The organism is Kitasatospora sp. NPDC004614 (assembly GCF_042873675.1).
GTDB lineage: Bacteria > Actinomycetota > Actinomycetes > Streptomycetales > Streptomycetaceae > Kitasatospora.
Window position 1 is genome coordinate 45,632 of the sequence record NZ_JBIALR010000031.1, and the last position, 26,324, is coordinate 71,955.

17 protein-coding genes and 1 pseudogene are annotated in these 26,324 nt (G+C 70.3%); 13 read left to right on the forward strand and 5 right to left on the reverse strand.

Annotation, left to right across the window (positions count from 1 at the left end; translation table 11 throughout):
* Window positions 1-41: 41 nt before the first annotated feature.
* From ACFYST_RS35360 to eccE, 3 genes and pseudogenes are all read right to left on the reverse strand, one after another.
* Window positions 42-1,727 (reverse strand): annotated as a pseudogene (locus ACFYST_RS35360) (MinD/ParA family protein); the annotation flags it as partial.
* 552 nt (window positions 1,728-2,279) lie between these two features.
* Window positions 2,280-3,038: a hypothetical protein gene (locus ACFYST_RS35365; RefSeq protein ID WP_387649679.1), complete on the reverse strand. Its 759-nt coding sequence runs from the start codon at window positions 3,036-3,038 to the stop codon at window positions 2,280-2,282.
* Window positions 3,038-4,423, reverse strand: coding sequence for a type VII secretion protein EccE (gene eccE, locus ACFYST_RS35370; protein ID WP_387649676.1), 1,386 nt, complete (start codon window positions 4,421-4,423; stop codon window positions 3,038-3,040). The genes ACFYST_RS35365 and eccE overlap by 1 nt, the downstream gene beginning before the upstream one ends.
* A gap of 253 nt (window positions 4,424-4,676) precedes the next feature.
* On the opposite strand from eccE, the gene ACFYST_RS35375 reads away from it, so the two are divergent.
* From ACFYST_RS35375 to mycP, 4 genes are all read left to right on the forward strand, one after another.
* A complete protein-coding gene (locus ACFYST_RS35375) occupies window positions 4,677-6,257 on the forward strand; it encodes a type VII secretion protein EccB (protein ID WP_387868444.1) in 1,581 nt (526 codons plus the stop codon).
* Window positions 6,258-6,438: 181 nt separating this feature from the next.
* Complete coding sequence (locus ACFYST_RS35380) at window positions 6,439-6,738, forward strand: WXG100 family type VII secretion target (RefSeq protein WP_387649670.1); 300 nt, start codon at window positions 6,439-6,441, stop codon at window positions 6,736-6,738.
* Between the two features lie 71 nt (window positions 6,739-6,809).
* Window positions 6,810-7,094 carry a WXG100 family type VII secretion target gene (locus tag ACFYST_RS35385; protein WP_387868446.1) on the forward strand — a complete coding sequence of 95 codons (285 nt, stop codon included), beginning with the start codon at window positions 6,810-6,812 and terminating at the stop codon, window positions 7,092-7,094.
* A 131-nt stretch (window positions 7,095-7,225) separates the two neighbouring features.
* A complete protein-coding gene (gene mycP, locus ACFYST_RS35390) occupies window positions 7,226-8,536 on the forward strand; it encodes a type VII secretion-associated serine protease mycosin (RefSeq protein ID WP_387868449.1) in 1,311 nt (436 codons plus the stop codon).
* A 96-nt stretch (window positions 8,537-8,632) separates the two neighbouring features.
* Here mycP and ACFYST_RS35395 read toward each other — a convergent pair whose 3' ends face one another.
* On the reverse strand, window positions 8,633-10,042 hold the full coding sequence (locus ACFYST_RS35395) for an APC family permease (protein ID WP_387868451.1): 1,410 nt from the start codon (window positions 10,040-10,042) through the stop codon (window positions 8,633-8,635).
* Window positions 10,043-10,512: 470 nt separating this feature from the next.
* A complete protein-coding gene (gene eccCa / locus ACFYST_RS35400) occupies window positions 10,513-14,472 on the reverse strand; it encodes a type VII secretion protein EccCa (RefSeq protein ID WP_387649659.1) in 3,960 nt (1,319 codons plus the stop codon).
* 512 nt (window positions 14,473-14,984) lie between these two features.
* On the opposite strand from eccCa, the gene eccD reads away from it, so the two are divergent.
* The 9 genes from eccD to ACFYST_RS35445 all read left to right on the forward strand — a co-directional run bounded on the left by eccD (window position 14,985) and on the right by ACFYST_RS35445 (window position 26,059).
* A complete protein-coding gene (eccD, locus tag ACFYST_RS35405) occupies window positions 14,985-16,451 on the forward strand; it encodes a type VII secretion integral membrane protein EccD (RefSeq protein WP_387649657.1) in 1,467 nt (488 codons plus the stop codon).
* 88 nt (window positions 16,452-16,539) lie between these two features.
* On the forward strand, window positions 16,540-16,830 hold the full coding sequence (rpsO, locus tag ACFYST_RS35410) for a 30S ribosomal protein S15 (RefSeq protein WP_387649654.1): 291 nt from the start codon (window positions 16,540-16,542) through the stop codon (window positions 16,828-16,830).
* 374 nt (window positions 16,831-17,204) lie between these two features.
* Window positions 17,205-19,412: a polyribonucleotide nucleotidyltransferase gene (locus ACFYST_RS35415; protein ID WP_387649651.1), complete on the forward strand. Its 2,208-nt coding sequence runs from the start codon at window positions 17,205-17,207 to the stop codon at window positions 19,410-19,412.
* Between the two features lie 139 nt (window positions 19,413-19,551).
* Window positions 19,552-20,907, forward strand: a complete 1,356-nt coding sequence (locus ACFYST_RS35420) for a M16 family metallopeptidase (protein ID WP_387649649.1) — start codon at window positions 19,552-19,554, stop codon at window positions 20,905-20,907.
* Window positions 20,908-20,953: 46 nt separating this feature from the next.
* Complete coding sequence (gene dapB, locus ACFYST_RS35425; protein WP_387649646.1) at window positions 20,954-21,700, forward strand: 4-hydroxy-tetrahydrodipicolinate reductase; 747 nt, start codon at window positions 20,954-20,956, stop codon at window positions 21,698-21,700.
* A gap of 1 nt (window position 21,701) precedes the next feature.
* Window positions 21,702-22,163 (forward strand): hypothetical protein, encoded by a 462-nt coding sequence (locus ACFYST_RS35430; RefSeq protein WP_387868454.1) that lies wholly within the window; start codon window positions 21,702-21,704, stop codon window positions 22,161-22,163.
* Window positions 22,164-22,197: 34 nt separating this feature from the next.
* Complete coding sequence (thyX, locus tag ACFYST_RS35435) at window positions 22,198-22,983, forward strand: FAD-dependent thymidylate synthase (RefSeq protein WP_035866708.1); 786 nt, start codon at window positions 22,198-22,200, stop codon at window positions 22,981-22,983.
* A 318-nt stretch (window positions 22,984-23,301) separates the two neighbouring features.
* The gene (dapA, locus tag ACFYST_RS35440; protein WP_387868457.1) at window positions 23,302-24,201 is read left to right on the forward strand and encodes a 4-hydroxy-tetrahydrodipicolinate synthase; all 900 of its coding nucleotides are present in this window, start codon (window positions 23,302-23,304) and stop codon (window positions 24,199-24,201) included.
* 172 nt (window positions 24,202-24,373) lie between these two features.
* Window positions 24,374-26,059 (forward strand): ribonuclease J, encoded by a 1,686-nt coding sequence (locus ACFYST_RS35445; protein ID WP_387649637.1) that lies wholly within the window; start codon window positions 24,374-24,376, stop codon window positions 26,057-26,059.
* The last annotated feature ends 265 nt before the right edge of the window (window positions 26,060-26,324 follow it).

Below are 26,324 nucleotides of genomic sequence, written 5' to 3' on the forward strand. Positions count from 1 at the left end.
GAAAGCCCCCCGCGATTCGCGGGGGGCTTTTTGACGTGCGCTCAGCCGTGCTGCGGCGGGTACCCGTAGCCGGGCGGCGGGCCCTCCTGCGGCGGGTAGCCGTAACCGGGCACCGGCGGGCCCTGCGGCGGGTAACCGCCGGGCTGCTGCTGCGGGTACGGCTGCTGCGGTGGCTGCTGCTGCCACGGCTGCCCGGGCGCCGGGTAGCCGCCCTGCTGCGGCGCCTGCTGGTACTGCTGCGGGTACGGCTGCTGCTGCGGCGGGACGCCCTGCTGCTGGCCCTGCCAGCCGCCCTGCTGCTGCTGTTGCTGCTGCTGCCAGCCGCCCTGCTGCTGCGCCCGGGCGATGTCCTCGCCGACCAGCGCGGCCAGCTCGAAGTAGGCGTCCCGGACCTTGGGCCGCATCATCGCCAGGTTGACTTCGGCGCCGGCCGCGAGGCTCTCGTCGAACGGCACCACCACGACACCGCGGCAGCGGGTCTGGAAGTGCGCCACGATGTCCTCGATCTTGATCATCTTGCTGGTCTCGCGCACCCCGGAGACCACCGTGATCGACCGCTGCACCAGGTCCGCGTAGCCGTGCGCGGACAGCCAGTCCAGCGTGGTGGAGGCGCTGGACGCACCGTCCACGCTGGGCGTGGCCACCACGATCAGCTGGTCCGCCAGGTCCAGCACACCGCGCATCGCCGAGTACAGCAGACCGGTGCCCGAGTCGGTCAGGATGATCGGGTAGTGCTGCCCGAGCACCTGGATGACCTGGCGGTAGTCCGAGTCGTCGAAGGTGGTGGAGACCGCCGGGTCCACGTCGTTGGCGACGATCTCCAGGCCCGAGTTCGGGTCCTGCGAGGTGAACTGACGGATGTCCATGTAGCTGCGCACGTGCGGGATCGCCGTCACCAGGTCACGGATGGTCGCCCCGGTCTGCCGCTTGATGCGGCGGCCCAGGGTGCCCGCGTCCGGGTTCGCGTCGATCGCGATGACCTTGTCCTGCCGCTCACTGGCCAGCGTCGCGCCCAGCGAGGTGGTGGTCGTGGTCTTGCCGACACCGCCCTTGAGGCTGATCACCGCGATCCGGTAGCAGGTCATCACCGGGTGCCGGATCAGCTCCAGCTTCTGCTGCTTGCCGGCCTGTGCCGACTTGCCGCCGAACTGGAACCGCGACTGCTTCTGCACCTTCGGCTGACCGCGCAGCAGCCGGTCCGAGGAGAGCTCCACCGCCGCCGTGTACCCCAGCGCCGCACCGTGCGCCGCCTGCTGCGGACCGGGCTGCTGGAACTGCGCCGGTGCCTGCGGGGCGTTCGGACCCGAGTGCTGTTGGTACGCCGGGCCCGGCCCGGCCTGCTGCTGCTGTCCGGCCTGCGGCCAGCCGCCCGCCCGCGGATCCACCGGCGGCTGCCCGGCCCACTGCTGCTGACCCTGCTGCGGGTACGGCGGCTGCTGGACGGGCTGCTGCTGGGCCTGCTGCGGGTAAGGCTGCTGCTGCTGCGGCTGGTTGGGCCACTGCTGCGGCGGCGGCTGCTGCTGCACCGGCGGCTGCCCGGCCCACTGCTGCTGACCCTGCTGCGGGTACGGCGGCTGCTGCTGGACGGGCTGCTGCGCGGCCTCCTGCACCGGCGCCGCGGCGGCCGCGAGCTCCACCGGCGGCGCGACGGGCACACCCTGCCCGTCGGTGGCCGGCCCGGAGTGCTGCTCGGGGCCCGGCGCGGGCGGCTGCTGGTGCTGGACCGGCGGCTGCTGAACGGCCACCGGCTCGGCCGGCGGCACCTGCGCCTGCACGGGCTGCTGCTGGACGGGCTGCGGCTGGACGGGCTGCTGCTGCTCGGGCGCTACCGGAGGCTGCGGCGCGGGCTGCTGCTGCTGGACCTCCGGCTGCACCGGCTGCTGGACCGGCTGCTGATGGACCGGCGGTTGTTGCTGCACCGGCTGCTGCTGGACAGGCGGCTGGGCCGGGCCGGGAGCGGCGCTCTGGGTGTACCAGGACGGAGCGGTGTAGTCCGGGGTATCGGGCCACTCATCGTCGTCCTCGGCCGCGTTGTCGCCGACATAGACGCCGTCCCGATCGCTGCTCACTGGGGCTCCCTCGTTCTCGCCGACATTGCTTCGGCGGTTGCCTTCGGGCAACAAGACTAGGCCGTGCGGACCGGTCCGCTGAAGGCGGAGGCCGACCTGACGGCAGATCGGAGCGGGTCGGCCGACCGGTCCGTCCCTCGGGAAACACCACCCCCGTCAGGCGCACCGGCCGGCCGGCCCGTGCGACACGGCCCTCCCGGCCGCACCGCTTCAGTCCATGCGGCGCGGGCCGCCCAGCACCTGGGTCTCGGCCTCGCCCGGATTGGTCATCACGTACTGACGGCGCATCCGGGTCGCCCACAGGGTGATGTGGTCGGGCATCGTCGGCAACGTGTTCACATCGCCCGGCGACAGCGACAACAGACGGCCCACCAGCTCCGATTCCTGCGGCGAGATCCGCTGCAGACCGACCAGGTCGGCGGCGTTCAGCACCCGGCTCGCGTTCGGGCCCAGGTACGGCAGCACCGTCAGCGTGGTCTGCCACGGCGACGCCGACAGCCGGCTGCGCGAGGGCCGCGCACCCAGGTCACGAACCACCAGGACGGGTGACGCCACCGACGCGCCCTGCGCGCCCAGGCGGCCCACCTGGTGGATCGTCACGCACGGCTGACCGCCACCCGCGGCCTGCGCCATCGGCGCCCACGCCTGCGGACGGCCGGTCTCCACCGCGACGCGGGCACCGGTGGCGGCGGCGCGCAGCGCGATCAGCTGCGCCGTCCACATGCCACCGACCAGCACCACGTCGTACTGCGTCGGACGGAACAGGCCGATCACGGCGGGCCGTTGCTGCTGGTCCAGGCCGATCACCACGCCGTCGTCGCCGACCGGGAAGGCCAGCGCCGACAGGTCCTCGAGGGTCAGCACGTGCTTCTCCCGGCGGGGGCCGCGCAGGCCGTAGCCGGGACGGACCCGCACCCGGCTCTGCTCGGCGGGCTGCGGGGCCTGGCCGCCGTAGGTCTGATAGGCCATCAGGAAGTCCCTCCCAGAGGCAGCGTGGCGAGCAGGCCCGGGCCGTGCTCCTGGTCGAGACGGGTCAGCGCGGTGCCGGCGTGCTGGGCGCGGGACTCCACCAGGCGGCCCACCTGGGCGACCTCGCTCTCGCTGCGCCCGGTCAGCCGGACGTGCCCGCTGAGCGCCACCGAGCCGCCCATCGCGCGGGTCGCGGTGATCGAGAAGGTGGAGGCGAACGCCGGGGTGCTGGTCAGCTGGTTGACCAGGTCGGGGGCGGCGACCCGGCCGCCGCCGGCGCCCGGACGGGACAGCTCCGGCCACTTGGAGATCCAGTAGGTGGCGTGCCAGCGGTCGTCGATCCGGCAGAACTTGGCGGACTCCTGGGCCCGGCGCACGCCGACCCCGCCGCCGCCGGAGCCCTGACGGCCCGCCACCGCGACCGGGTTGGCGCACACCGAGATGGCCAGCGCCGCGATCAGCTCGCGCTCGTCCAGGACGGTCGCGGTGAAGCCGGCGCTGTTCAGCCGCCCGGCGAGCTGGTCGGTGACCCGCTGGAGCGCCTTGCGGGCGCCCTCCTCGCCGCCGCCGCGGGCCAGTACGGCGGTGGAGGCGTGCTCCGGGTCGAGCTTGATGGCGATCCACGTCAACCGAAGCGCAGGAGTGTTCACTCCTCCGGGTGCCTGCTGGTAGGCGCGCGCGGCCAGCGAGTGCTCCGGCAGATGCGGCGCGGGCGCCGGCTGGGTGTGCTGGATCAGCTGCACCGACTCCAGCGGAATGTCGTCGACCTGCAGGACCGAACAGATCAGGTCCAGCGGCAGCGAGGACTCGGGGGTCCGGCCCGGACGCAGCGGCTGGTCCTTCGACTGCACCAGCAGCACCGAGGTGAAGAAGGTGCCGTCGCCGATCATGCCGGTCTCGCGGCGCAGCGGCCGCCCGTCACCGAGGTCGGTCTCGATCGCGTGGGTGCAGGTGCGCAGCGCCGGGTCCAGCTCCATCATCGGCGCCAGCGCCGGGTCGGTGCCGGGCGGCGGAACGTTGTACTTCGCTTCCTTGCGACGGGAGTTGAACGCCGAGCGGACCCCCACCGCCTCGCCCATGGTGCGGCCGCCGAGGCGCAGCAGCGCCACCACGACGAGGATCACCGCGGGCACCGCGAGAACCGCGGCCATCAGCTTGTTGATCGACCAGCCGACCGCCACCAGGGCGACGGCGACCTCGAGTTGGACGATTTGCTTGAGCTCCAGGCGGCGGGCGAGCAGCCCGGGCCTGGGCAGCAGCCGCAGGCCGACCGGGCCGGTGGGCGCCGCGGCCGGAGCGGTACGCGCCCGCCGGCCGCCCTGGGCGTCCGGCCTCCGGCCGTTCGTGCTGGAGCGTCGTCGTGCTGGAGCGGACTGGCTTGGCATCCCCCGAATTGCCCTCTCTGCTTCAGATGTGCCGTCAGATCCCCGTGCGGCTGCGGCCCTCAGGGCCGGGTCGCGGGCCGGGTCGACAGCCCGGATGGCGGACCGTCGGAGCCTACCCGTTACCGTACTCACCGTCTGCTGTCGCATCGTAGAGGGTTGACCGTTCCGGACGCCCGCCGGGTGGCAGACTCACGCACAGCACAAGCGCGTTGACACCCGCAGGTCGGGTCACACAGGGGAGACGGGGACGAGCATGGCATCACGCCGGGACGAGCTGAACGCCTATACCTTCGCCCGCAAGCGGATGGTCGGGGCCTTCCTGCAGCCGGGGGGCGGCGGCAACGACGAGGACGCACCGCGTCCGATCCGCGCGGTGCTGCCGAGCTTCGTGATCGGGGCCGTGATCGTCGCCGGCTTCGGCATGTGGGGCGTCATCAAGCCCAGCGCGCCGCCGAACTGGGACAACGGCAAGTACATCCTGCAGGGCAAGACCTCCACCACCCGGTACGTGATCCTGACCGACCAGAAGTCCGGCCAGCCGATGCTGCACCAGGTGCTGAACATGTCCTCGGCCCGCCTGGTGCTGGCCGAGAACGCCACCGTGCAGACGGTCGCCGACGAGGTGCTGGACAAGTACCCGCGGCGCGGTCCCGCCATCGGAATCCCGTACGCGCCGGACAAGTTGCCCAAGGTCGATGACGCGGGCATTTCGAAGCTGTGGTCGGTGTGCGACAAGCAGGGCAAGGAGAACCTGTCGTCCCAGGTGGCCCAGTCGATGTTCATCGCGGCCGGGGCGGACGCCAAGACCCTTCAGGGGGAGCGGAAGCTCAAGGACAACCAGTCACTGTTCGTCCAGGGACCGGACGAGCAGGGTGCTCCAGGGTCGAGGTTCCTGGTTGACAGCAACGGCCTGAAGCACGCGATCGGCCGGGAGGACACCAGCAAAACCGACAAGGATGCCATGGAGACGGCACTGTTCGGCCCGGGCATGAAGCCCCAGCGCGTCACCAAGGAATGGCTGGCGACCCTGGACTACGGCGAGCCGGTGAAGTTCTTCCGCTTCCCCAACGTCATTGCCAAGCAGTCCGCGCCTTCCACCGTGGCCCTCTCGCAGGACTCGGAGAAGAAGGTCGGCCGGGTGCTGAAGTTCGAGGGCAACTACTACGCGGTCGGCCCGAACAACCTGTTCCAGATCAGCGAGTTCCAGGCGGACCTGATGCGCCTCGACCCGAACACGCAGGCTGCGGCGTACGGCGACGCGACGCCGACCATCGCGGAGCTCGGTGCCGGCGACTACAGCAAGCTTCAGGCGACGATCTCCCGGGCCATGCTCGACGACGCCAAGAACCTCCCCGCTCGCAAGTCCCCGGCGGTCAACGTCGGCGCCAACGATCCCCGCACGGTGGTCTGCTCGACCTTCGACGGCTACGACGGCGACAAGATCAAGCGCTCGGTGTGGGCCAGCACCGCCTACCCGGCGGACGTCAGCTCGGACGCGGCCAGCGCGCACGTGACGCCCGGTCACGGTCTGCTGTACCGCTCGCTGGACGGCAACAGCAAGCCCACCGCCGACGGCGGCACCGGCACCGGCTACCTGATCACCGACTCCGGCCTGCGTTACACGCTGCCCGTCAACAACGACGGCGGCAACGGCGCGGCGGCGACCCCGAGTGCGAACCCGCAGGGCGGCGACAAGAAGGGCACCAACGAGGCGCAGGCGCGGCTGGGCTTCAAGTCCGTCTCCCCGCAGTTCGTGCCCGACTTCTGGTCGAAGCTGGTGCCGGCCGGTCCGGTGCTCAACACCAACACCGCACTTCAGCCGCAGAACGCCTGACGAATCGTCAATGCCGGTGCGGGAGTTCAGTGTCATGGTCTGGTAACTACCTGCCACCCGGTGTTGGGCGGAGCGCACTTGGCCGTTACAGTGCTTCAGAGCACCACGCCACGTGGTGCCCGTGCGGGCGTTCGCCACAGGGGCGCCCGGATGAAATCTGTCTCATGGGGGACGGTGGATCATGGCAGGTCAGTTCACGATGACCGCGGAGGAAATGACCTCCTTCGCGAACCGTATCGGCGAGGTCAACCAGCAGGTGCAGGGCGAGATCAGCCGCCTGAACAACCTGGTCTCCGAGATCTCTTCGGGCTGGAAGGGCCAGGCTGCGTCCGCGTACCAGCAGATGCAGCAGCGGACCAACGACGACGCCAACGCGCTCAACAAGGTGCTCGACGAGATCCGTCAGGCGATCGAGGCGACCACCAAGGCGTACTCGATGACCGAAGAAGAGCAGCGTGCTGCCGTCGGTGGCATCGGCTGACGCCGAGCCGGTAACCGCCACATCGCGCCCTCACGGGGGCGCGCCGTGCATCCATCGACAAGGAGACAACCATGTCCATTCTCGTCAATTTCCAGACTCTGCAGAACGCCAGCTCCGAGGTGCGTCAGACCGCTTCGCGCATCCAGTCGCAGCTTGACGACCTGAAGGCGGGCGTTCAGCGCATCGCCACCTCCTGGGAGGGTTCGGCCCAGGAGGGCTACCAGGCCCGCCAGGCTGAGTGGGACCGCAAGGCCGCCGACCTGCAGCAGGTGCTCGGCCAGATCTCCAGCGCGCTGGACAACGCGGCGCAGAGCTACCAGCAGACCGAGACCTCGAACCAGAACCTCTGGCAGTGAGCTTCCCTCTCGGGGACTCTGCGCGGTAAGCGCTCTTCTCAAGGGCGGGCGTCCCACTGGGCGCCCGCCCTTCGCGCGTTGCACGGGGCACGCGCCGAACACGGGTGGAAGCAATGAGGGGTGGACTTCAGGTGTCGTCAGGATCGTTGCGCCGGGCCGGCGCGGTGCTGCTGGTGCTCGGGGTGGTCGGCAGTACGGCCGCCGGACCCGCCTACGCCGAGCCCTCGCCCTCAGCCTCCGGGGAAGCCGGGTTCCGACAGCCGGTGGCGATCGCGGCGGCCGGTGACTGTGCCCAGAAGGACGTCGAGGCCGTGCCCTGGTCACTCCAGCGGGTCTTCCTGGACGAGCTGTGGGGTGTCGACAAGGACGGCAAGGCCCATCACACCGGGGACGGCGTCAAGGTCGCCGTGATCGACACCGGTGTGGACGTCGGCAACCCGCAGTTGGGCGCCGCCGGCAAGGTGATCGACGGCGGGGACCTGCTCGGCGACGCACAGGTGAGGGCCGGTCAGCAGAAGCCGGAGGGCAACGCCCTGTCCGACAAGGTCGGGCACGGCACCAAGGTCGCGGGCATCATCGCAGCCAGTCCGAGGACCGGGGTCGGCTTCGTCGGCCTGGCGAAGGACGCGAAGATCATCTCGATCCGGCAGAACGATGCCGAGGGCCACGGCAGTGTGTCCACGCTGATCGACGCCATCAAGAAGGCGATGCAGCTGGACGCCGATGTCATCAACATCTCGCAGGACGTTCGGGTCGAGGTGGACCCGAGCAAGCCCGCCGACGTACCGGCGTTCGCCGAGGACGGTCAGTTGGAGGCGGTGCTGAAGCAGGCCGAAAGCAACGGGATCGTGGTGGTCGCGTCCTCCGGCAACGACGGCGCCGAAGGCCCCACCTACCCGGCCAAGTACGACACCGTGCTGGCCGTGGGCGCGTCCGACCGCAACAACGAGCGGGCCACGTTCTCGCAGTACGGCGACTTCGTCAAGGTGGTCGCGCCCGGCGTCGACATGCTCTCCACCGTCCCCGGGGGCGGCCAGTGCACCGACAACGGCACCAGCTTCTCCGCGCCCTACGTGTCCGGCCTGGCCGCGATCCTCAAGGGGCAGCACAAGGACTGGACCCCCAAGCAGATCCGCACCGTGATCGAGCAGACCGCCCAGCGCACCGAGCACGGCCACAACAAGTGGATCGGCTGGGGCGTGGTCGACCCGGTCAAGGCGGTCTCGTACACCGACACGCCGAGCTCGTCCCCGACCCCGGACGTCCCGACCAAGCTGGACACCGTTCCGCTGGTCGCGCAGCCGGCGGGCCTGGAGGAGACGCAGGCGGACCGGGACCGGCGGACCGGCACCTTCGTGCTCGGGGCCGGTGGCCTGCTGGTGGCGGGCCTGGCCGGCGGTGCGATCGTCGCCCGTGACATGGGCCGGCGCCGCCGCCACTGACCGTTCGGACCGGTGTGCGGGCCGGCCCCGGAAAGGGGTCGGCCCCGCCGGTCGGGGGGAACCGGCGGGGCCGAAGAGGGAGCGGGGTGCAGGGGGTCAGGCCCGCTCGTCCTCGGGGAGGGTGATCACCCAGCGGGTCTCCGAACGGGGCCGCAGGTAGAACGCCCAGTAGAGGCTGGCGGCGGCGGTGATGCCCAGGGTCCACCACAGGCCGGGGCCGCGCAGCATGTAGAGGGTGAAGCTGAGCGCCACGATCACCAGGACCGGCAGCGCGGGCCACAGCGGCTGGCGCCAGGCGGGGGCGTGCTTGTGCTCGCCGCGGCGGGAGAACAGCGCGCCGACGGCGACCAGCAGGTACAGCGCGGCGACGGCGACACCGGTGATCTCGATCAGCAGCGACTGCGGCACGAAGCAGAGCACCGCGCCGGGGATGCCGACCGCGAGGGTGGAGACCCACGGGGCGCTGAACTTGTTGAGGGTGCCGAAGGCGTTGTTCACCGGCTCCGGCCAGGCCTTGTCGCGGCCGGAGGCGAACAGCACCCGGGAGTTCTGGATGACCATCACGATGCCGGCGTTGATGATGGCCAGCGCGATGCAGAGGCTGATGAAGGTGCCGACGCCGCTGTTGCTCCAGCCGATCACCAGCTGCGAGATGTTGCCGTCGGTCAGCGCGGCCAGGTCGGGGGCGCCCATGGTGATGGCGGCGACCGGGATCACGATGATGGCGACCGACAGGCCCAGCGTCCACAGCACGGTGCGGGCGACGTTCTTGCGCGGGTTCTCCAGCTCCTCGGAGAGGTAGATGGCGGTGGAGAAGCCCTGGGTGACGAACAGCGCGGTGCCCATCATGGCCAGGATCGTGCCCAGGCCCACGCCGGAGGTGGCGCCCGCCGCGTCGACCATGGTGCCGTGCAGCATGGTGTCCGCGCCGCGCTCGGTGTGGGTGAAGCCGAGGAAGGACACCACGGCGCAGGCGATGACCTCCAGCACCAGGAAGATGCCGGTGATCCAGGCGTTGGCGCGCAGGTCGAGCAGACCGGCGACGGTGGCCGCGATCATCACCACGGCGCCGGCGATCATCGGGTCGACGTGGATGATCGGTTCGAGGTACTCGGCGGTGCCCATCGCGATGATCGAGGGGACGATCATCACCACGATCAGCGACTGGATGAAGACCAGCCAGCCCGCGAACTTGCCCGCCAGGGTGCCGACCATGGCGTACTCGCCGCCCGCGGAGGGCACCAGGGTGCCGAGCTCCGAGTAACAGAACGCCACCGCGACACAGATGATCGTGCCAATGACGATGGCCATCATTGTGTAGGTGCCGAGGCCCTTGAAGAGCTCGGGCACGAGCACGAAGAGCGAGGAAGCCGGGGTCACGCAGGAGAGCGTGAGCAGCGTGCCACCCACGACGCCGAGCGATCGGGCGAGCTTCTTCGGTGCGTCCGCGCCGGCGGCGGCACCCGGAGCGGGGGCTGCTGCCTGCGGGGGGAGCGTGTCGGTCATGGGGGCATCCGATCGGCTGTGCGGCGGTGAGGGGAAGGGAGCGGTATCGCCTCCGAAACACGTTCTCGCGGGTGTGGTCCTGTATCGCTCCCGATGCGCCAGGTTGCCTGGGCGAATTGGCATCGTCAACGCGCAATGAGCTGCGGAATCCGTTGTCATAAGCCGGTTTTTCCTACGGAACACAGCCGAGTGGCCGGCTGGGTGCTTGATTCCCGCCAGGCAACTCCGGTGAACTGCGCTTGAATCGAAGGTGAAGTGATCTGCGCAACTCCGATTCAAAGGCATGGCGCCGACACGGCTGGGGGCCCGAAAACCCAGGCCGACCGGTCACACGGGTACGGGAACCGAAGGAAGAGCCTAAAAATCAGAACATAACGTTATGGCACCGTCCGGCCCCTGGGATGCCAAAGGGCCGGATCCCTTCCGGAACCCGGCCCTGTTGGTCACACTGCGTGATTCTCGCCCGAGGGCTACTGCAGGGTCGGCAGCCAACCGGTCTGCACCGTCTGACCTGCCTGCATGCGGCGGGAGACGAACACACCACGGCCCTGCGGCTGCGGCTGCGGCTTGACGGTGCCCAGCAGCGCGCCCTCGCCCTTGTCACCGGAGAGGATCAGGCCCTGGCCGCCCAGCTCGCGCATGCGCTGCATCACCGGCTCGAACAGCGAGCGGCCGGCGCCACCCGCGTTGCGGGCGACGATCAGACGCAGACCGATGTCGCGCGCGAACGGCAGGAACTCCGCCAGCGGCGCCATCGGGTTGCCCGACTGGGTGGCGACCAGCTCGTAGTCGTCCACGATCACGAACATGTCCTTGCCCTGGTACCAGCTGCGGTTGCGCAGCTGCTCCGGGGTGACGTCCGGACCGGGCAGACGACGCGAGCAGGCGCCGCGCAGCATCTCCACGATCGCCGACATGGCGGGCGCGGCTGCCGCGTACTCCACCAGGTACTCCGGCGGAACCACGCCCAGCAGCGAGCGGCGGAAGTCGCCGATCACGATGCCGGCCTGGTCCGGGGTGTACCGCTCGGTGATCTGCTTGATCAGCATGCGCAGCATCGCCGACTTGCCGGACTCGCTCTCACCGAAGATGACGAACATCGGGTCGGTCTCGAAGTTGACGAACACCGGCGCCAGCTCGACCTCGTCGACACCGAACGCGACACCCAGCTCGGGGTGCTCGAAGCCCTTGGGCAGCGAGTTGCCGTCGAGCACGGCCGGCAGCATGCGTACCTGCGGGGCGCGCGGGCCGGTCCAGGCCGCGTTGATCTGGCTGACCATGTCGGCGACGCCGTCCACCAGGTCCTCGGTGGTGCCGGCGCCGTCGATGCGCGGCAGACCGGACAGGAAGTGCAGCTGCTCGTGGGTCAGACCACGACCCGGGATCGCCGGCACGTTCACCGCGACCTTGCGGTTGATCTCGGACTCCATGGAGTCACCGAGCTTCAGCTCGACGCGGTTCTGCAACTGGTCCTTCAGTGCCGGGCGGATCTCGGCGTAGCGGGCCGCGGTGATCACCACGTGGACGCCGTAACCGAGACCTCGCTGCGCGATGTCGCCGATGACCGGCTCCAGGACCTCGAACTCCTGCTTGAAGATCAGCCAGCCGTCGATGAACAGGAACACGTCGCCGAAGTTCTCGTCCGGCAGCTGCCCGTTGGCACGGCGGGCGCGGTAGGTCGCGATGGTGTCGATGCCCTGGGCGCGGAACAGCTCCTCACGGCGGTTGAGCACCCCGTGCACCTCGCTGATCATGCGGCGGACCTTCTCGACGTCCAGTCGGCCCGCCACGCCGCCGACGTGCGGCAGGTCGGCCAGCGAGCCAAAGCCGCCACCGCCGAAGTCGAGCAGGTAGAACTGCGTCTCGACCGGGGTGTGGGTGACCGAGAAGCCCGTCACGATGGTGCGCACCATGGTGGACTTGCCGGACTGCGGACCGCCGACGATCATGCCGTGGCCGGCCGCGCCCGAGTAGTTCAGGTACATCACGTCGCGGCGCTGGTCGCGCGGCTTGTCGACGATGCCGACCGGGACGATCAGGTTGCCCTGGGTGATGGACGCCGGGGTCAGACCGCGTTCCGGGCTGACCTGCAGCGGCTCCAGCAGGCTGTCCACCGACGGCGGCGCCTCCAGCGGGGGCAGCCACACCTGGTGGGCCGGCGGGCCCTGGCCGATCATGCGCTGGACGAACACGTCGAGCATGGTGTCCAGCAGCGCGTCGTCCTTCTCCTCCTCCTCCGACGGGTCGGGAAGGATCTCCTCCACCTCGGGCTCGATGATCTCGACCTCGGCGGCGGTGAACAGCACCGGCTGGGCGGTGACCACCCGGCCGCCGACCGCGCGCTGCTGGCCCGGCGGACGGTACTTGCCGGACACGTACGCGGCCCGGAAGCGCTCCATCACGTCGGAGCCGAACTTGAGGTAGCCCACGCCGGGGATCGGCGGCAGGTGGTAGGCGTCCGGGACACCGATCGCGGCCCGCGACTCGGCGGCCGAGAAGGTGCGCAGACCCAGTCGGTAGGACAGGAAGGTGTCCAGACCGCGGAGCTTGCCCTCCTCCAGTCGCTGCGAGGCCAGCAGCATGTGCATACCGAGCGAACGGCCGATACGGCCGATCTGGATGAACAGGTCGATGAAGTCCGGCTTCGCGGTGAGCAGTTCGGAGAACTCATCGATGATCATCAGCAGCGAGGGCAGCGGGTCGAGCGGCGCACCCGCGGTGCGGGCCCGCTCGTACTCGTTGATGTTCGCGTAGTTGCCCGCCGCGCGCAGCAGCTCCTGGCGGCGGTTCATCTCGCCCTCGATCGCGTCGCGCATGCGGTCGATCAGGGTGGCTTCGCCCTCGAGGTTGGTGATCACGGCCGCGGTGTGCGGCATCTCCGCCATACCGGCGAAGGTCGCACCACCCTTGAAGTCCGCGAGGACCAGGTTCAGCACCTCGGACGAGTGGGTGACCGCCAGCGCCAGCACGATGGTGCGGAGCACCTCGGACTTGCCGGAACCGGTCGCGCCGACGCACATGCCGTGCGGGCCCATGCCCTCCAGCGAGGCTTCCTTGATGTCCAGCCAGACGTACTCGCCGTTGCTGCCGACGCCCAGCGGGACGCGCAGCTTCTCGCGGATCGGCTTGGGGCGCCAGTGCCGGGCCGGGTCGAAGGAACCCGGGTCGCCGGTGTGCATCATCTCGGTGAAGTCCATCGAGACCAGCGACGGGTCGCTGTCGTCGCCGCCCGCGGACGCCCGGAACGGCGCCAACTGCCGCGACAGCGCCTCGGCCTGCCACCCCGAGAGGGTGTCCGGCTTGCCCGGGTAGCTGGCACCGGAGGCGGCCTCCAGCAGCAGCTCGTGCTTGCCGACGGTGATCACCAGGTGGCCGTTCGGCTCGTCCAGGTCACCCGGGACGACCTCGATCACGGTGACGCCCTGGACGCCCTCCGGACCGGCGATCACCGAGTCGACCGGCACCGAGGCGCCGTCCATGATGACCACCAGGTGCGGCTGGTCCGAACTCGGCGTGCTGTCACGGGAGAAGCCCTTTCGGCCGGCCAGCTCGTTGGCCAGCAGCTCCTCCAGCTCGCCCAGCCCGGAGGCGATCAGACGCCGCGAACCGGCGCCGTCGCTGTCCTTGCGGTGCTGGGTGTGCGGCAGCCACTTCGCCCACTCCCACTCCTCCACCGCGCCGGGCGCGGCGGCCACCCCGATCATCAGGTCCTCGGGGGAGTGCAGGGTCGCCAACTGGGCCACCATCGCCCGGACGTTGCCGTACACCGAGTCCGGGTCGCCGCACACCGTGATGTGGTAGAAGGCGCGCAGCGAGACCGCCAGCGGCAGGTCCTGCAGCGTGCCGTGGGTCTTGATGAAGGTGCCCATCGCCTCCGCGGCGAGCGGCTCCAACTCGTCCATCGGCGCGGTCTGCGGCGCCACCAGCGGCGTCGACAGCTGCAACGGGCCCAGGCCCACCCGGATCTGTGCGAAGTCCGGATCCGTCGGCCGGCGCTCCCACAGCCGGCGGCCCTCGGCCACGATCGACCACAGCTGGTCGGGCTCCGGGTGGGTGAACAGCAGCGCCCCGCGCTGCCGTTCGGCCGTGCGACGCACCTCGCGGCGCTTCTGCTGCAGGTACTTCAGGTAGTCGCGGCGCTCGTCCGAGGTGGCCGCGCTACCGCCCTTGCGCGCCTTGACGATCTGCGCCACCGCCATCGCGGCGGTCGACGCGACCATCAGGACACCCATCATCTTCATCGGGCCCTGTGCGCCCGGAGAGAAGAAGAACGCCGCCGAACCGCCCATGCCGAGCAGCGGCAGCAGCGACATCATCCAGTCCTCGCCACCGCCCCGCGGCAACTCCGGCGGCGGAACCAGCTCGACCGGCTCCTCCGACACCGGAGGCGGGAACGCCCGCGGCGGACGCTTGACCGTCACCGTACTCACGCCATCACCCCGCCCCCAGCGACAGCCGCAGCGCGCGACTCCCCGTCGTCAACGGTGCGCCCTCCCCGGGCACAGAGTCGGGGGCACCCCCATCGCTCGCTCACAATCCGCCCTCACGCATCTGGATACGTACGGTGAGGGCGCCCCGTGTGATGACGCCGCCCCCGCTCCGCCGAACCGCAGGCGTGCGGGGCTGTCGCGTCTTCGATCGCCGCCCCCGTACGCCGTGCGCAGGGGCCGATCCTACTGCGCTGGGCAAGCCGTTCGTCCACGGGGTCGGCCACCGGCAGGGTTCTGACCGGGCGTCAACACACAACCCCCGGCACGCCTGCGCACCGCCTCCACCCGCACGCGCCGCCCGCACCCCGTCCACGCCCCCGACGCAGTGCGTCCTTGCGCCGAGGGGGTAAGGTGACGCCGCGCCAACTCTCGTTCGGGCCGTGACAGTTCCGGAACCGGTCGACGAGTGGTCAGCAGACTTGCCGACACAGCCAACGAGGGGGAGAGGGCCGGTGAGCACAAACGCTACGACCGGTTTCTGCCGGGTCACCGTGGTGGCACCGGACAGCCGGATCGACGTCGCCCTGCCGGAGGACGTCCCGCTCGCCGACATCTACCCGGAAGTGCTGCGGCTCTCCGGGCAGACCCAGGTGGACGGAACACCGACCGGGTTCCATTTGGTGCGGCGGGACGGCACCGTGCTCGACAGCGGACTTCCGCTGGCGGCCCAACAGGTCCGCGACGGTGACCTGTTGAGCCTTCGCCCGTTCTCCGAGTCGCTGCCGCCGGCCGTCTACGACGACGTCGCCGACGCCATCGCCTCGGCGGTCGAGGCCGACCGCAGGTTCTGGAGCCCCGACCTGATGCGGGCCTTCGGCCTGATCTCCGGCACGGTGCTGCTCACCCTGCTGGCGTTCGCGCTGTGGTTCTCCGACCTGCGGCACAACATGTTCGGCCTGCCGGGCATCCTGGCCGGCGTCACCGCCGTCGTGCTGGTGACCTACGCCGCTGTCCGCGCCCGGGTCTACGACGACCACATCGCCGCGCTCGCGCTCGGCCTCGGCGCGCTGCCGCACGCCATGCTGGCCGGCTCCGGCATCATCGACGTCCCGGGCGCCGGCGACGGCCCCGGCCGGCTCCAGTTCCTGGTCGGCTGCGTCACCGTGCTGGTGGTCTCCGTCCTGCTGGTCGGCCTGCTGCCGGAGAAGGACTCGGTGTTCGTCGCCGCCGCCTTCGTCGCCGCCGCCGGCACCCTGGCCACCTTCGCCGCGGTGCTGATGTCCGGCACCGCGATCACCGACATCGCCGCCGTCACCGGCGTCGCCGCGGTCGCCGCGGTCGGCTTCCTGCCCGCGCTGTCCGCCCGGTTCGCCCGCCTGCCCGTCGGCTTCAGCGCCCCCGGCCAGGCCCGCACCCGCGGCACCGCCTACGGCGAGGAGACCGCCAGCGCCGAGACCGTCCAGTACGAGCGGATCGCCGCCCAGGCCCGCCGCGGCCACGAGGTGCTGGTCGGCCTGGTCGGCGGCGCCGCCACCACCATCGTCGGCGCCTGCACCGTGCTCGGCTTCAGCGACCGCAGCTGGGCCGAACTGCTGGCCCTGGCCATCGGCGTCACGACCATGCTGCGCGCCCGGCTGTTCCGCTACACCGCCCAGGTGTTCGCGCTCACCATCGCCGGCCTGGCCGGCCTGTCGCTGCTGATCCTCGGCCTGGCCCTGCACACCCCGATGCACCTGGCGGCGGCCGCGGCCCTCGGCGGCAGCGACACCGGCGAACTGCGCACGGTGTGGCTGTCCGCGTCCATCGCGGCCGGCGCCGCGATCATGATCGCGATCGCGCTGATCGTCCCGCGTTCCGGTGTGTCCCCGTTCTGGGGCCGCATCCTGGACATGGTCGACAGCCTGATGCTGATCGCCCTGGTGCCGCTGGCGCTGGCCGTGCTCAACATCTACAACGTGGTGCGCGGCGCGACCGGCTGAGCCGCGCTGGTATCGTTGATCCGTCCGAGTTCTGTCAGGCCCTGTGCTTTCGACCAGGGCCACTCGGCACACACCTAAGGAGATGCCCGTGGCCCTCGCCGCTGACGTCAAGAAGCAGATCATCGCCGAGTTCGGCCAGAAGGAGGGCGACACCGGCTCTCCCGAGGTTCAGGTGGCCATGCTCTCCCGCCGCATCTCGGACCTGACCGGGCACCTCAAGTTCCACAAGCACGACCACCACTCGCGTCGTGGCCTGCTGATCCTGGTCGGCCAGCGTCGCCGCCTGCTGCAGTACCTGGCCAAGAAGGACATCGAGCGCTTCCGTACCCTGGTGGACCGCCTCGGCATCCGCCGCGGTGCCGCCGGCGGCGCCCGCTGACACCGCTCGTAGGGGCGGCTCCCCTCACCGGGGAGCCGCCCCTCGGCGCTTTCCGCGCCACCTCGCGACCGCACCCCGCGAACAGCTCGCCGTAAAGCCGCGCTCGATAGGGTGTGAATTTGTAAGGTAAAGGGCATGCCCGCCCTTGCGGGCCGACAAGGCTTCAAACGGAAGCCGCCCGCACCGCAGGAGCGTCCACACGCAGACGCCGCCGCACGCCGAAAGGCGCCGGTCCTCGGTAGTGGCCGCCGGAACCCCCGACACGCGGGGACGGACCCGGTGGCTTCGATCGAAGACCGGCCCAACTGCCCGGGCCACGGCAGGCAAGCGCAGCGGCGCTCCTGGGGAGACGTACAAAAGAGGAGATCTTCCAGGTGGAAGAGAACGTTTTCTACGCCGAGGCCGTCATCGACAACGGCAGCTTCGGTACCCGCACCATCCGCTTCGAGACCGGCCGCCTGGCCCGTCAGGCCGCCGGCTCCGCCGTGGCCTACCTGGACGACGACACCATGGTGCTGTCGGCCACCAGCGCCTCGAAGCAGCCCAAGGAGCACTTCGACTTCTTCCCGCTGACGGTGGACGTCGAGGAGCGGATGTACGCCGCCGGCCGCATCCCCGGCTCGTTCTTCCGCCGTGAGGGCCGGCCGTCGGAGGACGCGATCCTCACCTGCCGCCTGATCGACCGCCCGCTGCGCCCGTCCTTCGTCAAGGGCCTGCGCAACGAGGTCCAGGTCGTCGTCACCGTCATGGCGCTGAACCCCGACCACCTGTACGACGTGGTGGCCATCAACGCGGCCTCCGCCTCCACCCAGCTGGCCGGCCTGCCGTTCTCCGGCCCGATCGGCGGCGTCCGCGTCGCGCTGATCAACGGCCAGTGGGTGGCCTTCCCGACCCACTCCGAGCTGGAGTCGGCCGTCTTCGACATGGTCGTCGCCGGTCGCGTCCTGCCGGACGGCGACGTCGCGATCATGATGGTCGAGGCCGAGGCCACCGACAAGACCATCAAGCTGGTCGAGGGCGGCGCCGACGCCCCCACCGAGGAGATCGTCGCCGCCGGCCTGGAGGCCGCGAAGCCGTTCATCAAGGTGCTGTGCGCCGCGCAGGCCCAGCTGGCCAAGCAGGCCGCCAAGCCGACCGGCGAGTTCCCGCGCTTCCTGGAGTACCAGGACGACGTGCTGGCCGCGCTGACCGCCGCCGTCAAGGACGAGCTGTCCAAGGCGCTGACCATCGCGGGCAAGCAGGAGCGCCAGAACGAGCTGGACCGCATCAAGGCCGTCGCCGCCGACAAGCTGCTCCCGGAGTTCGAGGGCCGCGAGAAGGAGATCAGCGGCGCCTACAACGCGCTCACCAAGAAGATCGTCCGCGAGCGCGTCATCAAGGACAAGGTCCGCATCGACGGCCGCGGCGTCACCGACATCCGCACCCTGGCCGCCGAGGTCGAGGCCATCCCGCGGGTGCACGGCTCGGCCCTGTTCGAGCGCGGCGAGACCCAGATCCTGGGCGTCACCACGCTGAACATGCTGCGCATGGAGCAGCAGCTCGACACGCTCTCCCCGGAGACCCGTCGCCGCTACATGCACAACTACAACTTCCCGCCGTACTCGGTCGGCGAGACCGGCCGCGTCGGTTCGCCGAAGCGCCGCGAGATCGGCCACGGCGCCCTCGCCGAGCGCGCGATCCTCCCGGTCCTGCCGACCCGCGAGGAGTTCCCCTACGCGATCCGTCAGGTCTCCGAGGCGCTGGGCTCCAACGGCTCCACCTCGATGGGCTCGGTCTGCGCGTCCACCATGTCGCTGCTGAACGCCGGTGTGCCGCTGAAGGCCGCCGTCGCCGGTATCGCCATGGGCCTGATCTCGCAGGAGATCGACGGTGAGACCCACTACGTGACGCTCACCGACATCCTCGGTGCCGAGGACGCGTACGGCGACATGGACTTCAAGGTCGCCGGTACCCGCAACTTCATCACCGCCCTGCAGCTGGACACCAAGCTCGACGGCATCCCGGCCTCCGTGCTGGCCGCCGCGCTGAAGCAGGCCCGGGACGCCCGCCTGCACATCCTCGACGTGATGAACGAGGCCATCGACTCGCCCGACGAGATGTCCCCGAACGCGCCGCGGATCATCACCATCAAGATCCCGGTGGACAAGATCGGTGAGGTCATCGGCCCCAAGGGCAAGATGATCAACCAGATCCAGGAGGACACCGGCGCCGAGATCACCATCGAGGACGACGGCACCATCTACATCGGTGCCGCCGACGGCCCGGCCGCCGAGGCCGCCCGCTCGACGATCAACCAGATCGCCAACCCGACCATGCCGGAGGTCGGCGAGCGCTACCTGGGCACCGTGGTGAAGACCACCACGTTCGGCGCCTTCGTCTCGCTCATGCCGGGCAAGGACGGTCTGCTGCACATCTCGCAGATCCGCAAGCTGGCCGGTGGCAAGCGCGTCGAGAACGTCGAGGACGTGCTCGGCGTCGGCGCCAAGGTGCAGGTCGAGATCGCCGAGATCGACCCGCGCGGCAAGCTGTCGCTGATCCCCGTCATCGAGGGCGAGGAGAGCGGCGAGGCCGCCTCCGAGTGACACCCCGGTAACACCCTGCGGCCCGCACGCCCCATCCGGCGCGTGCGGGCCGCGCCCTGTTCGTGAAGTACCTGCAGTTCATGCAGTTCGTGCAGTTCGTGAAGCTCTCCTCGTGAAGCAGTAGCTGGAAGGAACACCCGTGGCCCAGGCCTCGGCGGCGAAGCAGCGCCCCGGCACCACCCGGACCCTGCTCAAGGGCACCGAAGGCGGCGCGGGCACTGTCCGCCGCACCGTGCTCCCCGGCGGCCTGCGGGTCGTCACCGAGACCCTCCCGACGGTGCGCAGCGCCACCTTCGGCATCTGGGTCGGCGTCGGCTCCCGGGACGAGACCCCGGTGCTGAACGGCGCCACGCACTACCTGGAGCACCTGCTCTTCAAGGGCACCGCCCGGCGCGACGCGCTGGAGATCTCCGCCGCGCTGGACGCGGTCGGCGGCGAGATGAACGCGTTCACCGCCAAGGAGAACACCTGCTACTACGCGCGGGTGCTCGACACCGACCTGCCGCTGGCCATCGACGTGGTGTGCGACATGCTCACCGGCTCGCTGATCCGGCCCGAGGACGTGGAGTCCGAGCGCGGCGTCATCCTGGAAGAGATGGCGATGGCGGAGGACGACCCGGGCGACGTGGTGCACGACCTGTTCGCCAAGGTGATCTTCGGGACCGGTCCGCTCGGCCGCCCGATCCTCGGCACCCAGGAGACCGTGTCCGGGCTGAGCCGCGACCAGATCGCGGGCTTCTACCACCGCCGCTACAAGCCGGAGAACCTGGTGGTCGCGGCGGCCGGCAACCTCGACCACGCCAAGGTGGTCAAGCTGGTGGAGAAGGCGTTCGCGCAGGTGCTGGCCAAGTCCAAGGGCCACCCCGCGGAGGTCCGGCGCGGCGTCAAGCCGGTCCGCACCTCCGGCAAGGCCGCCGTCCTCAACCGCCCGACCGAGCAGGCCCACCTGGTGCTCGGCGTCCCCGGCATCCCGCGGCACGACGAGCGCCGCTGGGCGCTGGGCGTGCTCAACGCCGCCCTCGGCGGCGGCATGAGCTCCCGGCTGTTCCAGGAGGTCCGGGAGAAGCGCGGCCTGGCGTACTCCGTGTACTCCTACTCGTCCTCGTACGCCGACACCGGCCTGTTCGGCATCTACGCCGGCTGCCAGCCCAAGCGGGTCGAGGAAGTGCTGAAGATCTGCCGCGAGGAACTCGCCCGGGTGGTCGAGGAAGGCATCACCGAGGAGGAACTGCGCCGCGCGATCGGCCAGATCTCCGGCTCCACCGTGCTCGGCATGGAGGACACCGGCTCGCTGATGAACCGCATCGGCAAGGCCGAACTCTCCTACGGCCACCACCTGTCGGTGGACGAGATGCTGCGCAAGATGGCCGAGGTCACCCTGGACGACGTGCACGCCGTCGCCCGTGATGTGCTGGGGGCGCACCGGCCCTCGCTCGCGCTGATCGGCCCGATCAACGACCGGCGGGCCGCCAAGCTGGCCGACCTGCTCGCCTGATTCGCCTGCTCGCCCGCTTGCCCGCTCGCCCGGAAGGACAACTGACATGACGCTGCGCGTCGCCGTGATCGGCGCCAAGGGCCGGATCGGCTCGGAGGCCGTCAAGGCCGTGGAGGCCGCCGAAGGCATGGAGCTGGTGGCCGCCCTCGGCCGTGGCTCGAAGCTCACCGAACTCGGCGACGCCGGGGTCGACGTCGCGGTCGAACTCACCCACCCCGACTCGGTGATGGGCAACCTCGACTACTGCCTGCGCAACGGCATCCACGTGGTCACCGGCACCACCGGCTGGACCGAGGAGCGCCTGGAGACCGTCCGCGGCCTGCTCGCCGACGCCCCGGAGCTCGGCCTGCTGATCGCCCCGAACTTCTCCATCGGCGCGATCCTCGGCATGAAGTTCTCCCAGCTGGCGGCCAAGTACTTCGAGTCCGTCGAGGTGGTCGAGCTCCACCACGACCGCAAGGCCGACGCCCCGTCCGGCACCGCCACCCGCACCGCGCAGCTGATCGCCGCCGCCCGCGCCGAGGCCGGCCTGCCCCCGCAGCAGGACCCGACCACGCACAGCCTGCCCGGCGCCCGCGGCGCCGACGTGGACGGCGTCCCGGTGCACGCGGTGCGACTGCGCGGCCTGCTCGCCCACCAGCAGGTGATGTTCGGCGACACCGGCGAGACGCTGACCATCCGGCACGACTCCATGCACCACAGCAGCTTCATGCCCGGCATCCTGCTCGGCGTGCGGAAGATCGCCGACCACCCGGGCCTGACCTTCGGCCTGGAACACTTCCTGGACCTGTGACATGACCTCTCGTACCGGCTTCTTCATCCTCTCCGGCGTCCTGCTGCTGGTCAGCGTGGTCTGCGTGGGGGAGGGCGTCCAGCTCGTCGCCACCGGCAAGCCGCTCGGCATCGGCATCGGCGTGTGCGCCTTCGTCATCCCGGTGATCGGGGTCTGGTTCCTCCGCCAGACCGTCCGTTTCGGCCGGGCCAGCGAGCGGCTCGCCCGTGAGCTGGAGGCCGAGGGCGGCCTGCCCGTGGACGAGCTCAAGCGCACCGGCGGCGGCCGGATCGACCGGGTCTCCGCCGACGCCGTGTTCGCCCGGCGCAAGCGCGAGGCCGAGGCCGACCCCACCGACTGGCGGAACTTCTTCCGGCTCGCCGTCGCCTACGCCGACGCCGGTGACGTACCGCGCGCCCGCAAGGCCATGCAGCACGCCATCAAGCTGCACGACCGGCACTCCACGGCCACCGCCGTAAACTGACCTGTACCGCCCCCGAACAGCCAGGACATCACCCATGCGCGCAGTCGAACCCCAGGTCCACCTGATCGCCCGCCCCGAGCTCGACTACGACGAGGTCGCGGCCTACCTGCAGGACGTCGGCGGCGAGAGCTGGCTGGAGCGGGTCGACCGCGGCGACCTGGACGACGCCCAGAACCTCGCCGAGTTCGCCGGCCGGATCTGCTACCGCTCGTGGAAGCCGGGCCTCAACCCGAACGTCACCAAGGTCCGCACCGACCAGGACGTCTACCTGAAGAACATCCTGGCCAGCGCCCACGGCTCGGTGCTGGAGCACGTCTCCTTCACCTTCGTGCTGCACAACGTCAGCCGGGTGGTCACCCACGAGCTGGTCCGCCACCGGGCCGGCGTCGCGGTCTCCCAGGAGTCGCTGCGCTTCGTCCGCCTCGACGACATCCCGTTCTGGTTCCCCGAGTGGGCGCAGCAGGACGAGGAGCTGATGGGCCGCGCCACCGGCCTGATGCAGCAGATCGAGGAGTTCCAGCACTGGATGGCCGACCACTTCGGGCTGGACGAGGAGGGCGTCAAGTTCCACGAGAAGAAGGAGAAGACCTCCTTCATGCGCCGCTTCGCCCCCGAGGGCCTGGCCACCGGCCTGGTCTGGACGGCGAACGTGCGCACCCTGCGCCACGTCATCGAGAACCGCACCGCGCCGGGCGCCGAGGAGGAGATCCGGCTGCTGTTCGGCAAGATCGGCGAGCTGATGGTCAAGGAGGCGCCCTCGCTGTTCGGCGACTACACCGTCGAGGACGGCGCCTGGGTCCCCGGCTGGCGCAAGGTCTGACGTCCGACCCCGTGGCCGGGGTCTGACGGACCGTCGGACCCCGGCCCGGCCGTGCTCACCCGTGCGGCCTGCCGCAGGCGGCCCGCGAGCCGGCCGCTGACCTGCGCGGACGGGTAGATGGACGGACTTGTCTCAGATGCCCGGATTGCGGCGTTCTCGGCCGCTCCATACGCTCGGGGCACGGATTCCGGTGCTGCGTGAACCCCCGAGCGCGCAGCACCGGAATCCCATGTCGGGCCCGGCCCGCGACCCCCAGGACTGTCCAAACCCTGGACCTGCGTGGCTGTCGACCACCGCCCTACGAGTAGCTTTGGACCCATGGCTCCGACCTCCACACCGCAGACGCCCTTCGGCCGGGTCCTGACCGCGATGGTCACCCCCTTCACCGCCGACGGCGAGCTCGACCTCGACGGCGCCCAGCGCCTCGCCGCCCACCTGGTGGACTCCGGGAACGACGGCCTGGTACTCAACGGCACCACCGGCGAGTCGCCCACCACCACCGACGAGGAGAAGGCCCAGCTGGTCCGGGCCGTGGTCGAGGCGGTCGGAGACCGCGCCCACGTCATCACCGGCGTCGGCACCAACAACACCCACCACAGCGTCGAACTCGCCCGCCAGGCGCAGGCCGCCGGCGCCCACGGCCTGCTCGCAGTCACCCCGTACTACAGCAAGCCGCCGCAGGAGGGCCTGTACCGGCACACCGTCGCGATCGCCGACGCCACCGAGCTGCCGGTGATGCTGTACGACATCCCCGGCCGCGCCGCCGTCGCGCTCGAACACGACACCCTGGTCCGCCTCGGCGAGCACCCGCGGATCGTCGCCAACAAGGACGCCAAGGGCGACGTCGCGGCGGCCGCCCGCGCCATCGCCGACACCGGCCTCGCCTGGTACTCCGGCGACGACAACCTGACCCTGCCGCTGCTCTCGGTCGGAGCCGTCGGCGTGGTCAGCGTGGTCGGCCACGTCGTCGCCGCCGAGATGCGCGCCATGATCGAGGCGTTCGTCGCCGGCGACCACGCCAAGGCGCTCGCCGTCCACCAGTCGCTGCTGCCGGTCTATACCGGTATCTTCCGCACCCAGGGAGTGATTCTCTCCAAGGCGGCGTTGAACCTGCAGGGACACCCGGCCGGCCCGCTCCGGCTGCCCCTGGTCTCCGCCACGGACGCGGAGATCGCCCGGTTGAAGGAGGATCTCGCCGCCGGCGGGGTACACCTGTAACCAACAACAGACGTGCGCGTCCCCGGCTCGCCGGACCCCACCAGGTCCGCCGCTGGACCGGGACCGAAGGCGCGCGGCAAATCGGCAGTCAGGTAACCACGATGGACGCACGCCATATGCCGCCGGGGGAAGAACCCTCCGGGCATATGGCGTGCGTCGTGAGGAGAGTCTTTTGAGCCACCCGCACCCCGAACTCGGCGCTCCCCCCGCACTCAAGGAGGGCGCTCTCCGCATCACCCCGCTGGGCGGTCTCGGCGAGATCGGCCGCAACATGACGGTCCTCGAGTACGGCGACCGCATCCTGATCATCGACTGCGGCGTGCTCTTCCCCGAGGACGAGCAGCCCGGCGTCGACCTGATCCTCCCCGACTTCAGCTACATCCGGGACCGCCTCGACAAGATCGACGGCATCGTCCTGACCCACGGCCACGAGGACCACATCGGCGCCGTCCCCTTCCTCCTCCGGGAGAACCCGGACATCCCGCTGATCGGCTCCAAGCTCACCCTCGCCCTGATCGAGGCCAAGCTCGCCGAGCACCGCATCCGCCCCTACGTCCTGGAGGTCGCCGAGGGCGACCGCGAGCGGATCGGCCCCTTCGACTGCCAGTTCATCGCGGTCAACCACTCCATCCCCGACGCCCTGGCCGTCGCCGTCCGCACCCCCGCGGGCATGGTCGTCGCCACCGGTGACTTCAAGATGGACCAGCTCCCGCTGGACGGCCGCCTCACCGACCTGCCGACCTTCGCCAAGCTGGCCGAAGAGGGCATGGACCTCCTGCTGGTGGACTCCACCAACGCCGAGGTCCCCGGCTTCATCCCGCACGAGCGCGATATCTCCGCCGCGCTGCGCAACGTCTTCGCGAACGCCGATCGCCGGATCATCGTCGCGTCGTTCGCCAGCCACGTGCACCGCATCCAGCAGGTCCTGGACGCCGCGCACGAGTACAAGCGCAAGGTCGCCTTCGTCGGCCGCTCGATGGTCCGCAACATGGGCATCGCGCGCGACCTCGGCTACCTGAAGGTCCCCGGCAACCTGATTGTCGACGTCAAGACCCTCGACGACCTCCCCGACAAGGAGGTGGTGCTGATCTGCACCGGCTCCCAGGGCGAGCCGATGGCCGCGCTGTCCCGGATGGCCAACCGCGACCACCAGATCCGCATCGTCGAGGGCGACACCGTCGTCCTCGCCTCCTCGCTGATCCCCGGCAACGAGAACGCCGTCTACCGGGTCATCAACGGCCTCACCCGCTGGGGCGCCAAGGTCGTTCACAAGGGCAACGCCAAGGTGCACGTCTCCGGCCACGCCTCGGCCGGCGAGCTCCTGTACTTCTTCAACATCTGCAAGCCGAAGAACCTGATGCCGGTCCACGGCGAATGGCGCCACCTGCGCGCCGCCGCCGACCTCGGCATCGCCACCGGCGTCCCGCGCAACCGCGTGGTCATCGCCGAGGACGGCGTCTGCGTCGACCTGGAGAAGGGCGTCGCCCGGATCGCCGGCAAGGTCCAGGCCGGCTACGTCTACGTGGACGGCTCCTCGGTCGGCGACATCACCGAGGCCTCGCTCAAGGACCGCCGGATCCTCGGCGAAGAGGGCTTCATCTCCGTCTTCGTGGTGGTCGACTCCACCAACGGCAAGATGGTCAGCGGCCCGACCTTCCAGGCCCGTGGCTCCGGCATCGACGACGCGGCATTCGCGTCCATCGCCGGCAAGCTGGAGGAAGCCCTCACCCGCTCCGCCGGGGAAGGCGTCCTGGAGGTCCGCCAGGTTCAGCAGCTGGTCCGCCGGACCGTCGGCAAGTGGGTCGCCGACAACTACCGGCGCCGCCCGATGATCCTCCCGGTCGTCGTCGAGGTCTGACCGACCTGATTTGACCTGGGGCAGCCCGGTGCGTAATGTTCTCCGGGTTGCCCCACGGTCGTGCGGCTTCGCTCCGAATTCGAATTCGTTCGAATGGGGCGGGGAAAACAGGCCGAGAAACTCTGATAGAGTTCGGGAGCGCCGAAAGGCCAAAGCAAATCGGAATGAATGAAACTCCGGAAAACGGAGCGGAAAACATCTGATAAGCTGAGAACACGAAAGAACGAAGCGCCCGGAGGGCCCGCAGGAATGCGGCTCGAAGGAA

Bases quoted from the DNA above. Each gene is read 5' to 3' on its own strand.
- ACFYST_RS35365 (WP_387649679.1), bottom strand. From the start codon at position 3,038: ATGGCCTATCAGACCTACGGCGGCCAGGCCCCGCAGCCCGCCGAGCAG.
- eccE (WP_387649676.1), bottom strand. From the start codon at position 4,423: ATGCCAAGCCAGTCCGCTCCAGCACGACGACGCTCCAGCACGAACGGC.
- ACFYST_RS35375 (WP_387868444.1), top strand. From the start codon at position 4,677: ATGGCATCACGCCGGGACGAGCTGAACGCCTATACCTTCGCCCGCAAG.
- ACFYST_RS35380 (WP_387649670.1), top strand. From the start codon at position 6,439: ATGGCAGGTCAGTTCACGATGACCGCGGAGGAAATGACCTCCTTCGCG.
- ACFYST_RS35385 (WP_387868446.1), top strand. From the start codon at position 6,810: ATGTCCATTCTCGTCAATTTCCAGACTCTGCAGAACGCCAGCTCCGAG.
- ACFYST_RS35395 (WP_387868451.1), bottom strand. From the start codon at position 10,042: ATGACCGACACGCTCCCCCCGCAGGCAGCAGCCCCCGCTCCGGGTGCC.
- dapB (WP_387649646.1), top strand. From the start codon at position 20,954: ATGACGCTGCGCGTCGCCGTGATCGGCGCCAAGGGCCGGATCGGCTCG.
- ACFYST_RS35430 (WP_387868454.1), top strand. From the start codon at position 21,702: ATGACCTCTCGTACCGGCTTCTTCATCCTCTCCGGCGTCCTGCTGCTG.
- thyX (WP_035866708.1), top strand. From the start codon at position 22,198: ATGCGCGCAGTCGAACCCCAGGTCCACCTGATCGCCCGCCCCGAGCTC.
- dapA (WP_387868457.1), top strand. From the start codon at position 23,302: ATGGCTCCGACCTCCACACCGCAGACGCCCTTCGGCCGGGTCCTGACC.